We start from the raw sequence: 11,810 nt of genomic DNA, 5'->3' as shown, positions 1-11,810 counted from the left end.
TCTCTAAAAAAATTAGATTTTTTCAAAGTAAAGAAATACCAAGAAGAAGGGTTTAAAATCTTTTGTGTAAATAGTTTCATAGGCGATGGAACAGGCTTAACATTTGTTCCAGATTATTATGTTTTATCGGATCCAGCTTTTTTTGGTTTCTTTAATGAACTCTATGAAAATTTAGGCAAAGAAGCAGATAAAAGGATAAAAGAAATAAAAAACAATATAAATGCACTTAAAAACAATAAAGATATAAAACTTTTTGTGCCAATACAATATCATAGAAAGTTGGATATGGATAATGAAATTTTCTATTTTAACGATATTGAATATAGATGGTTTAATAAAAATGTTTCTAACATTATTTACCCAAGAGCTTACCTAAGCATGACAGCATATAAGGCTCTAGCTATCGCATGTTTTATGGGGTTTAAAAAGATTTATATTTCCGGGTTTGATAATGACTATTTTAAAAACATTACAGTAGATATTGAAAATAATTTATACTACACAAACATGCATTTTAAGGAACAAGGAGATAGTAAAATTAGAAAGGTTACACATAGTGAAGCATCAAATATTGCAGAGTTATTACTAGGCTTCTCTTTATTATTTGAAGATTTGTATGGATTTCCTAAAGATAGAATTATCAATCTTGATAAAGAAAGTTTAGTAGATGCTTTTAGTAAAAAACATGATTTAGATGTTTATAAATAAGAGAGATGTTTGAAATAAAAAAAATGAATAGTATCCAGATAAGATTATTGTGAGGAGGATAAATCTTGATAAAAAAAATATTTAAACTTATCAATAAATTTAGAATTCCTGTTAATTGGTATAACCTAAGGAGATTAGAACCTATATCTAGAGTTTTTGGATTTGATAGGGGCACTCCGATAGACAGGAAATACATTCAAGGTGTAATTTGTGAAATAGCAGGGGGTACCTATTCGAAAAAATATGGATCAAATGTAAAATCTTATGAAATTTTTTATTACACAAATAACAATCCAAAAGTCATAATAGTTGGGATTTTAACTGATATTAATACTCTTTCTAAAAATAAGATTGACGTTTTATTTTAACACAAACACTTAATTTTTACAAAAAATGCAAGGAGTATAAAATGATACAACAAATAATTCACGGGAACAAAATCTTAGCTATAATCATCAAAAGAAACTTCCAAAAAGATGGCATTGAATTTTTTACACCAGACGATTTTTCTCAACAGTTAGCATATATGAAAAGACCGAAAGGTTATATTATTAAACCTCATGTTCATAACATAGTAGAAAGAAAAGTGCGATACACACAAGAAGTTTTGTTTATTAAAAAGGGTAAAGTTAGAGTTGATTTTTATGATGATGAAAGAAATTATCTCAAAAGTATAATTCTTGAAGAAGGGGATGTAATTCTACTTGCGCATGGAGGTCATGGTTTTGAAATGATTGAAGAAACGGAAATAATTGAGGTTAAGCAAGGTCCCTATGCAGGAGATATGGATAAAATCAGATTTGAACCAGTGGATAAAAATCAAATTAACACAGAGGATGTGTAAAATGGTACCGGTTAATGAACCTCTTATAATGGATAGAGATAAACAATTAATTTTACAATGTTTAGAAACTGGTTGGATTAGTTCAGAAGGCCCTTTTATAAAAGAGTTTGAAGAAAAATTTGCTAATTATATAGGCAAGAAATATGGAGTAGCTGTAAGCAGTGGGACTGCTGCCTTAGAAATTGCCGTTAAAGCTTTGGGTCTGCCAGAAGGTTCAGAAATAATCGTTCCAACATTTACAATTATTTCTTGTGTGCAAGCCATTGTAAAAGCAGGATTAAATCCTGTATTAGTTGATTGTGATTATAGAACATTTAACATGGTACCCGAAGAAATAGAGAGAAAAATTACCAAAAATACAAAAGCAATTATGGTGGTTCATATTTATGGTTTACCTGTTGATATGACTCCAATTCTTGATATCGCACGCAAATATAATCTATTAATCATTGAAGATGCTGCAGAGGTTATAGGGCAAACATATAAAGGAAAACTTTGTGGTAGTTTTGGGGATATAAGCGTATTTAGCTTTTATCCAAACAAACACATAACCACTGGAGAAGGTGGAATGATCTTAACTGACGACGAGAACTTATATGAAAAGTGCAAAGGATACAGAAATCTTTGTTTTTCCTTTGATCCGGACAGAAGATTTATTCACGAAGAAATTGGATGGAATTATAGAATGACCAATTTACAAGCAGCCTTAGGTATTACTCAATTGGAAAGAATACAGGAACATATTAATAAAAAGAGATGGATGGGTAAAAAATATAATGAGCTTTTATCTGATTTACAAGATGTATGTTATTTACCAATTCCTAAAACAGATTACGCGGAGAATATATATTGGGTATATACAATAGTTTTAAAAGACAATTACCCTAAAAATGCCAAACAAATTATGAAAGAACTTATGGATAAAGGCATAGGGACACGTCCATTTTTTTATCCTATGCATTTGCAGCCAGTTTTTCAAAGAATGGGATTATTTAAAGGTGATACATATCCTAATTCTGAGAAACTTTATGAAAAGGGTTTCTATATTCCAAGTGGATTAGCTTTAACAGAAGAGCAAATAAGTGAGGTTTCAAACGCTTTGCATGAGGTATTAAGATGAAAGTTTTTGATAAATACTATGCTCAATATTATAATCTATTATACAAAGATAAAGACTACGAATCAGAGTCTAAATATATAATCTCTTTAATTAAGAAATTCTATCCAGAAGCACGAAACATACTTGACCTTGGATGTGGCACAGGAAGACATGCGAAACTGTTTTCCGATGCGGGTTTTAATGTATTAGGTGTTGATCAAAGCAAATATATGCTTAATGAAGCTATGAACAAAAAAGATGATAGATTAGATTTTATAGAAGGGGATATTAGATTTTTAAAACTTGATAAAAAATTTGATGTTGTTACTGCATTATTTCATGTTTTAAGTTATCAAAACACCAATAAAGACGTTGAAAATTTATTCAAAACAGCATATAACCATCTAAACAAAGATGGTCTATTTATTTTTGACTTTTGGTACGGGCCTGCCGTAATTACACAAAGGCCGGAAGTGAGAATTAAAGAATTGGAAAATGATAATATTAAATTTATAAGAGTAGCTAAACCTATAATTGATTTTAGTAGAAATGTGGTCGAAGTAAACTATAAAATATTTGCAGTGGACAAAAACAATAAAACATTCTTAGAACATGAAGAAATTCATCCTATGAGATTCTTTTTTGACCCAGAACTTGAACTGTTTATAGAAAATATTACTTTTAAATTAGAAGGTAAGTTTTCATGGTTGAAATTCGATAAACCTTCTGAAAATGACTGGAGTGTCGTATGGGTAGTAAGAAAATGAAAATTGGAGTAGTTTTTGATGGTGATTTACAGGTTGGCGGAGGTTTTCAATATCAAAGAACGGTTTTGAATTTAATTAGGGATTTGAAAGATAAATATGAATTCGTAGTATTCACTTTCTCACCAGAAAATGAAAAATATTTAAGAACTATGGAATTTAAAACCATTATTCTTAAACGCAAAATTTTAGATAAAATAAAAAGATTAACACTAAGGTTAGATGCCTTTTCCTTTTTACTGACAAAGGTTAATTTAGTATGTGATTTCGAAAAACATTTAGAACAGGAAGATATTGATCTTGTATATTTTCTTCAGCCTTCTGGTTTAGCACTTGATTTGCTTAAGCATAATTACATTATTACAGTATGGGATTTATGTCATAGAGATTATCCAGAATTTCCAGAAGTAAACTTTAATAAAGAATTTGAAAGAAGGGAGTTTTTCTATACAAGAGCATTGAAAAAAGCGGTAGCTATAATTAGTGATAGCGAAACTGGAAAAAATAACATAATAAGAAGATATGGTATAGACCTAGATAGGGTATATGTATTACCTTTTTTACCCTCTACAAATATATACATTAAAAATGATATGAATGTTAAAGAGAAATATGGAATAACAACAGAATACTACATATATTATCCAGCACAATTTTGGGCACACAAAAATCATGTTTATATAATAGATTCTATAGCCTTATTGAAAAACAAGGGTATTTATCTAACAGCTGTATTTAGCGGTTCTGACAAAGGAAATTTAAACCATGTTCTAGAATATGCTAGAAAAAAACGTGTTATCGATTTGATTAAATACATTGGTTTTGTTCCCGATGAAGATATATATTCACTATATAAAAATGCATTAGCATTGGTTATGCCAACCTATTTTGGGCCTACCAATATTCCACCTTTGGAAGCTTTTGCAATAGGTACACCAGTAATTTACCCAGATCTACCTGGTTTAAAAGAACAAGTAGGTGATGCAGCTTTATTAGTAGATTTAAATAAACCAGAAACCTTAGCAACTCATTTAGAAAATTTGATAAATTCAGAAAAATTAAGACAAGGATTGATAGAAAAGGGAAGAAATAGATTGGATGAAATTAATAATGTAAATAGAATAAGTGTTTTAGAAAGCATATTTTCAGATTATGAGGCAAAATTGAAATGCTGGAAGATAAAATGAATAATCAGAAACAAAAAGAGTATAACAAACTATCTTACAAACTCATACCAGACGATTATCTAGACTCCTCTGGTAAAATTAAAGAAGAGTTTAAATATAAGATAAATATCCCGGAGCTAAAAATAAAAGATTCTAAATTTATACCTAACTCAGGAGATAAATTTGAAACAATGTTATTTTTACCACCAAACTCAAATAGAATTGCAGAAGGAGGACTTAGAATAAAAGGGCTATTTAAATTTAGCTATAAGAAAGTGAAAAGCGATTTTGAAGAAAATAAAAATAATGCATCTGAAAATGATGGAATTTGGTATATCTGCGACCTTGACGGAAATCCAGCAATCCCAGCACCAGATGATCTTCAAGAAAAAATAAACCAATACACTTCTAATCTCTCGCCTACTACATTTTTACCATTGATAACAGTAATCACTGTAGTATATAATGGAGCAAAGTATTTAGAAGATACAATAAAAAGTGTAATAAATCAAACTTATCCAAATGTAGAATACATAATAATTGACGGTGGCTCAACAGATGGCACAATTGATATAATAAAAAAGTACGAAGATTATATAGATTATTGGGTAAGCGAGCCGGATAGAGGAATATATGATGCCATGAATAAGGGGATAGATTTGGTTACTGGTGAGTGGATAAATTTTATGAATGCAGGGGATAAATTTTTTAATGATAATACAATATTTTTTATTTATCAAAATGTAAAATCTTTTGATTCAAACTACGATATTGTGTATGGCAAAGCTGGAGTTATAGATGAGAAAAGGGAGTTAGTTTCTATACAAGGTTTAAATGAGAGAGAATCTTTTAGAAAACTTAAAAAGTATATGTCTATTCCCCATCAATCTACTTTTTATAGACTAGAATTTTTCAAAAAAATTGGAAAATATGATGATAACCTTAAATTAGCTGGCGATTATGAAATTCTTTTAAGAAATTACAAAAATTTACAAGTAAGATTTATTGATTCAATATTATCACTCATGCTTTCAAATGGAATTGCTGCTAAGTTAATCGACTTGACAATAAACGAATTTACAGAATCAAAGTTAAAAAATAAAGAGCAGATAAACTTACCTCTATGGTACATAAAAACATGCCACATTTTTATGATAACTAAAAGTAAGATAAAGAAATTTATCAGTTTTATGAATAATTCGTTTTTAAGATGAAAATTCTTATTAATATGATAAGTCTCTTTCAAGGTGGACCAAAGACAGTAGCCTTAGGCTATCTAGAAGGAATTAGTGAATTTATCAAAGAAAATAAAGAAGTTGAATTTACCATTATCATTCCAACAGTTGATGAAATCATAAACAAAGCTAAAAAATTAGACTTATATAATAAGTGCAATATAATAACAGTTGAGTATCCAAATGTAGAGCTAAGATTTACTTACAAATTATTTTATGATCATATATACACTCCATGGATTTCACACAAATATAAAATAGACTACATATTCATGACTGCCAACTTTGCATCTTTATTTACAAGAAAAAAGCAGATAGTACTTTTCCATAATCTTCATTACATTGAAAATATTAATCCATTTGAATCATTAAAACAAAAATTAAAATTTATTTTAGAAAAAAAATTATTTTTTTTAACGCTAAAAAGTAAAGATCCAATCTATTTAGTGCAGACCAAGTTTATAAAGGACAAACTATCAAAACATACAAAAAAAATATTCCTACACAGAATGATCCCCCCAGATAATGAATTTAGATGTGATGAAAAAAATTATAAAAAAGTCAGTGAAGAATTTTTGAAATATGCCGGTTATTTAAAAATGTTTCTTCCTGCGAAGTTTCATCCAAATAAGAATTTTTGGATTATTTCAGAGCTAGCTAAGTATATTAAAGAGAATAATCTGTCCATAAAAATATTTTTAACTTTAAAGGAAAATGAATATAAACATTTACTAAATGACCATTTAGAAAGGCTTAAAGATACAGTAGTTAACTTAGGTGAAATTAGCTATCATGAAATTAGATGCTATTATGAAAACATAGATATTGTTATTTTCCCATCAAGTAGTGAAAGCTATGGTTTTCCAATAATTGAATCTATTTTAACCGGTAAAAAAATTATCGTTCCAGATATGCCAATTTATAAAGAACTATTAAAAGATAAAGGATATTACTTTAATTTAAGAAATATTGCAAGTTTATTTGAGACAATTCAAAAAATCATTCTTGAGAGAGATAATAAAATCAATTATAATTTAGACTATGAAAATTGTAAATGGAAAAATAAAATTTATGAAATTGTTAATTTATTTAAGAGTGGGGAAAAATAAGATGAATCAATTTGGAAAACCTATATTATTTGTAGTTTTTAACAGATTAGATGCTACTAAAAGAGTTTTTGAGCAAATAAAAAAGGTAAAACCGATAAAATTATATGTTGCTTCTGATGGTCCAAGAAATGAAGCTGAGAAAGAAAAGGTTATGCAAGTTAGGAATTTTATTATAAATAATGTGGACTGGAAATGTGATGTAAAGACAAGATTTAGAGATAAAAACTTGGGAGTTGGTTTTGGTCCAAATGACGCTATTGATTGGTTTTTTTCGCATGAAGAAGAAGGAATAATACTTGAACATGATTGTTTGCCATCGATTAGTTTTTTCCACTTTTGTAGTGAACTATTAGATAAATATAGAAATAACAAAAAAATTGCTGTTATTCAAGGCTTTAATCCATTTCCCAAAAAAGATTATCCTTATAGTTATTTTTTCTCTAAATATGATTTAAAATGGGGATGGGCTACATGGAGGGATAGGTGGCAGTATCAAGATATGTATACAAAGGATTGGCCACATATTAAGAAAACTGATTTTTTAGATATGATAACAAAAGATAATGTAGTAAAGTTATTTTGGATTACTATTTTTGATCAAATTCATAGAAACCCCAACCTTACTTGGGATACCCAATTTACTTATCAACTTTTCAAAAAAAATCTGTTAACAATAACTCCTAGGCAAAATCTTATCCTAAATATTGGCTATGGTAAAGAGGCAACGAATACAACATGGGTTCCAGCACATTTAAAGGGACTTAAATTAGAAGAATTAGATTTTCCGTTAATCCATCCTAAGGATATTGAAATAAATGAAGAATATGATAGATTAATCGAAAAAGTACAATTTAATATAAATCATTTATCAGTTTTAAGACGTAAGTTTAGAAATTTTCTTGAGTCAAATAAATTTTTGAGAGATAATTTTCTTCCTATATTTTTATTTTTATATAGATCTTACAAAAAGTTTAAAGGTTAGGTTATCAAGAATGAGAGTATTAAATTGGGAAACTTCAGATGTGATGCATTACAATATATCTTATGTAACGCTTTGTTTTAAAATTAAGATATTAATTTCTGAAATATTTAATTTGTTTAAGAGTGTAGAATGAGGATTCTATTGAACTCGCTTATACTTACAGAAAAGCATACAGGTTATGCCACGGTTATATCAAATTATGTTTATGAATTATCTAAATATCTTTCTGATAATGATATAAATCTGGAGATCTTTATACTTATTCAAAAAAGAGCATACTTAGAATTTTTTTCTAACATTAAACTTCATGACAAAATAAAATTCATTATAGTTAAAAATTTAAATCTTCCAATCAGATTAATATATGACCAGATAATTATAAATTATTACTTAAAAAAATATAATTGTGATATTTTACATTCACCAGCTACCTTAGGGACTGTATTTAGCATTAAACCACAAATACTTTTTTTTCATGCTTCTACCACTTTTATGCTTCCAAGGAGTATGCATGGCAGAAGTTTCTTGGCTACCTGGCTTGCAAATTTAATTATAAAACATTCAGCGTTAAATTCTAAAAAAATATTAACAACAACCTCAGTCACAGGCAGAGAGTTGGAGCGTTTCTTGAAAAGAAAAATTGATTTTATCCCAATATATAACGGTCTACCATACGTAAAGAAAGATTTTAAATTAGAAAATATAAAAGATATTATAAAAAATTTAAAAGATAAAAAATTTGTGTTTTATCTTTCAAGCTTCTATAAACTAAAAAACCATGAAGTTATGATTAAGGCTGCAAAAGAAAACAAGGATATTATCTTTGTCTTAGCAGGATCCTCAATCCAAGAAGATTATTTTAAATACTGTGTAGACCTATCAAAAAATTTAGACAATGTGATAATTTTAGAATCTATTAACGAAGATGAAAAAGCTTTTCTTTATAAAAATTGTTATGCGTATATTTGCCCTTCACTCTTTGAAGGTTTTGCTCTAACTCCCTTAGAAGCTCTTAGTTTTAACAAACCAATTATTTTGTCAGATATTGAAGTTTTACACGAAGTCTATGGAAAAAAGTTTATTTATTTTAACCCTTATGATTATAAATCCTTAAATACTGCGATAAAAAAGATTGATGATGAATATAAAAATTATTGTACAGATAATGAACTCTTAAATAAATATAGTTGGAAAAATTTTTTGCTAAGAAATTTAAAAGTATATGAAGAGATTGAAAAAGGAATTTAAGGTAATTTTATGAAAACTATAACGATAATAGGAATCAATTTTTATCCAGAAGATACCTCTACCGGTCTTTATACAACACAAATGGCTGAATATTTATCTAAGTTTTATAATGTAAATGTTATTACAGGATTTCCATACTATCCACAATGGGAGATAAAACAAGAATATAAAGACTTACCAAAATACTATTTTGAAGAAATTAAAGGTATTAAAATTTATAGGTATAAACAATATGTTCCTAAAGATCCTTCTTTCAAAAAGAGAATATTACATATGATAGATTTTACCATTGGCAGTATCAAAAATTCTTTTAAAGTTCAAAAAAGTGATTTAACTATATGCATAGTACCGTTTACATCATCTATAATCCTTGGTCTTTTGGTTAAAAAAATTAAAGGAGGAAAACTGTGGGTTCATATACAAGACTTTGAGTTTGACGCAGCTATAGAATCTGGATTATTGAGTAAAAATAGTAAATTCAAAAAAGTTTTTGCTAATTTTCTATTTTATATAGAAACTAAGATGTTTAATAAAGCAGATATTGTAAGCACTATAAGTTATAAAATGATTGAAAAGCTCAAAAAGAAAACTTCATCGGAAACATTTCTATTACCTAATTGGGTCGATGGAAATTTTATAAATCCCGAAACTTCTAGTAAACATAGATACTTAAATTCAAGTAAGTTTAAAATTTTATACAGCGGTAATATTGGTGCAAAACAAGATTGGGAATTTTTTAAAAAATTTGCAGCCTTTTTAGAAAATGATGGTTCAATAGAAATTATTGTAGTTGGAGATGGTGCTCTTAAAGAAAGATTAATAAAAGAAACTACAAATCTAAAAAACCTTAGGATATATGATCCAGTTCCACTGCAAGAACTTTCAGATCTGCTATGTAGTGCTGATTTACATATTCTTTTTCAAAAAAGTAACGTAATAGATTCTGTAATGCCTTCAAAAATTTTAGGTATGATGGCAAGTGGAAAGCCTTCGCTCGTAACTGGAAATATTAATTCTGAATTAAACGAAATCTTTAAAAAATCTCAAGGAGAAGGATATTTTGAACCATCACAACTTCAAGAGTGTATAGACTTTGTTTATAAGTTAAAAGAAAATCCATCCTATGCTAAGGAAATAGGATTTAAAGCGAGAGAGTTTATATTAGAGAATTATTCATATGAGAAAGTGCTTAAAAGATTTAGGTCAAAAATAGAAGAATTATTGAAATGAAATAAAACTGTTAATACTCAATAAGCCCCCTCTCTCTTTAAAACAACCTTGATAGTTTTTATTAAAATAACTATATCAAGCCATAAATTCCAATTTTTCACATACCAAACATCTAATTCAACTCTTTCATCGTAAGAAGTATCACTTCTTCCGCTAATCTGCCATAAGCCTGTAATACCGGGTAAAACTTCATAATAATAGATTGCGTAATCTTTATAATATTTATCAATTTCTTCTGTAGTCACTGGTCTTGGACCAACTAAGGACATTTCACCTTTTAAAACATTAAATATTTGAGGCAGTTCATCTAATGAAGTTTTTCTTAAGAATCTTCCAATTTTTGTCACTCTTGGATCATTTTTTAATTTCCTAAAAATTTCATACTCCTGTCTTAGCTCAGGATTTTTCTCTAAGAACTCCTTTAATAACTCATCTGCATTTGTGTACATTGACCTAAATTTTATTACCTTAAATTTTTTACCATTTTTTCCTACTCTTTCTTGAGTATAAAAAATAGGACCTCTACTGTCCAGCTTTATTAATACTCCAATAATTAATATGGTAGGCAATAAGATAGGTAGCATTAAGACCGATAAAGTTAAATCAAAAACTCTTTTTATGGCTTGATTGATACTGGATTCTAAATGATTTTCAATTTTAAGTAAAAACATCTTTTCATTAAATAAATTATAAATTTCACTATTTAACAAACCTATATCATTTAAAACTGGGACAGTAAATACATTTTTTGTATGTCTATGAATTTTGTTAATCAAGTCATTAAGATTGTTTGAGTTTAAAGAGGGAATTGCAATGATTACTGTATCTATTTCATTAAGAATTTCTACATTAGAAATTTTTCCAAGAATTGGATATTTCTTATTGTTTATTTCAATATATCCTTCTTTATTGTCATCTAAAAAACCTTTAATATCAAAATCAAGATGTGGGTCTTCTATTATACTTTTTGCCACACTCTTTCCTGTTTCGCCAGCACCAATAATTAAGATAGGATTTCTGTAGAAGCCAAACAAAAATTTTTTTCCAAAATGCCTAAATAAAGGAAATAATATTATTGAGTAGAAATATAAGATGATTATCGTCAACCTTGAAACTAAATGAGCTTGTTTTGTGAGGGACAATATAAAGAATATAAAAATAATAGAGAAACTAATAGCTTTTATAATTTGCTTAATCTCATCCCAAAATGGATAGTTTTTTGTATATAATTTTTCATACCACAGGAAAAATAGAAAAATAATTGATATCCACCAAAAACTTAGAAGATAGCCAAAAGTATAATTGTAATCAATATCTTTTAGAATACTGACGGATAAAAACTTTCTTGTTAAAAATGCTAAATACAAAGACAGATAATATGCAGATAAATCAAACACAAGTAAAAGGACTATTTTTAAAATTTTT

At 27.8% G+C, this 11,810-nt stretch carries 12 protein-coding genes; 11 read left to right on the top strand and 1 reads right to left on the bottom strand.

Features of this window, described 5'->3' with window-relative positions:
• The 11 genes from SULYE_RS08315 to SULYE_RS02050 all read left to right on the top strand — a co-directional run.
• On the top strand, window positions 1-708 hold a 708-nt coding region (locus SULYE_RS08315; protein WP_007546035.1), incomplete at its 5' end, for a hypothetical protein.
• A gap of 65 nt (window positions 709-773) precedes the next feature.
• Window positions 774-1,076, top strand: a complete 303-nt coding sequence (locus SULYE_RS02095; RefSeq protein ID WP_007546034.1) for a hypothetical protein — start codon at window positions 774-776, stop codon at window positions 1,074-1,076.
• Window positions 1,077-1,117: 41 nt separating this feature from the next.
• A complete protein-coding gene (locus tag SULYE_RS02090; protein WP_007546033.1) occupies window positions 1,118-1,552 on the top strand; it encodes a cupin domain-containing protein in 435 nt (144 codons plus the stop codon).
• Entirely contained in the window at window positions 1,545-2,672 is a 1,128-nt protein-coding gene (locus SULYE_RS02085; RefSeq protein WP_043989033.1) for an aminotransferase class I/II-fold pyridoxal phosphate-dependent enzyme, read from the top strand. The genes SULYE_RS02090 and SULYE_RS02085 overlap by 8 nt, the downstream gene beginning before the upstream one ends.
• Window positions 2,669-3,418 (top strand): class I SAM-dependent DNA methyltransferase, encoded by a 750-nt coding sequence (locus tag SULYE_RS02080; RefSeq protein WP_007546031.1) that lies wholly within the window; start codon window positions 2,669-2,671, stop codon window positions 3,416-3,418. Before SULYE_RS02085 ends, SULYE_RS02080 begins: the two co-directional genes overlap by 4 nt.
• Window positions 3,400-4,602, top strand: coding sequence for a glycosyltransferase family 4 protein (locus SULYE_RS02075; protein WP_007546030.1), 1,203 nt, complete (start codon window positions 3,400-3,402; stop codon window positions 4,600-4,602). The genes SULYE_RS02080 and SULYE_RS02075 overlap by 19 nt, the downstream gene beginning before the upstream one ends.
• A 371-nt stretch (window positions 4,603-4,973) precedes the next feature.
• Entirely contained in the window at window positions 4,974-5,795 is an 822-nt protein-coding gene (locus SULYE_RS02070; RefSeq protein WP_043989032.1) for a glycosyltransferase, read from the top strand.
• Between the two features lie 14 nt (window positions 5,796-5,809).
• The gene (locus SULYE_RS02065; protein WP_232178556.1) at window positions 5,810-6,925 is read left to right on the top strand and encodes a glycosyltransferase; all 1,116 of its coding nucleotides are present in this window, start codon (window positions 5,810-5,812) and stop codon (window positions 6,923-6,925) included.
• Entirely contained in the window at window positions 6,888-7,907 is a 1,020-nt protein-coding gene (locus tag SULYE_RS02060) for a nucleotide-diphospho-sugar transferase (protein ID WP_232178554.1), read from the top strand. The genes SULYE_RS02065 and SULYE_RS02060 overlap by 38 nt, the downstream gene beginning before the upstream one ends.
• Before the next feature lie 141 nt (window positions 7,908-8,048).
• Window positions 8,049-9,155: a glycosyltransferase family 4 protein gene (locus SULYE_RS02055; RefSeq protein ID WP_007546026.1), complete on the top strand. Its 1,107-nt coding sequence runs from the start codon at window positions 8,049-8,051 to the stop codon at window positions 9,153-9,155.
• A gap of 9 nt (window positions 9,156-9,164) precedes the next feature.
• Window positions 9,165-10,385 (top strand): WcaI family glycosyltransferase, encoded by a 1,221-nt coding sequence (locus SULYE_RS02050; RefSeq protein ID WP_007546024.1) that lies wholly within the window; start codon window positions 9,165-9,167, stop codon window positions 10,383-10,385.
• A 17-nt stretch (window positions 10,386-10,402) separates the two neighbouring features.
• Here the strand turns inward: SULYE_RS02050 and wbaP are convergent.
• Window positions 10,403-11,810, bottom strand: a 1,408-nt coding sequence (wbaP, locus tag SULYE_RS02045) for an undecaprenyl-phosphate galactose phosphotransferase WbaP (protein ID WP_007546023.1), incomplete at its 5' end; no start/stop codon positions are given.

Source organism: Sulfurihydrogenibium yellowstonense SS-5 (genome assembly GCF_000173615.1).
GTDB classification, from domain to species: Bacteria; Aquificota; Aquificia; order Aquificales; family Hydrogenothermaceae; genus Sulfurihydrogenibium; species Sulfurihydrogenibium yellowstonense.
Note: the sequence above shows the minus strand (reverse complement) of the source record. Positions and strands in the feature narration are given on the sequence as shown.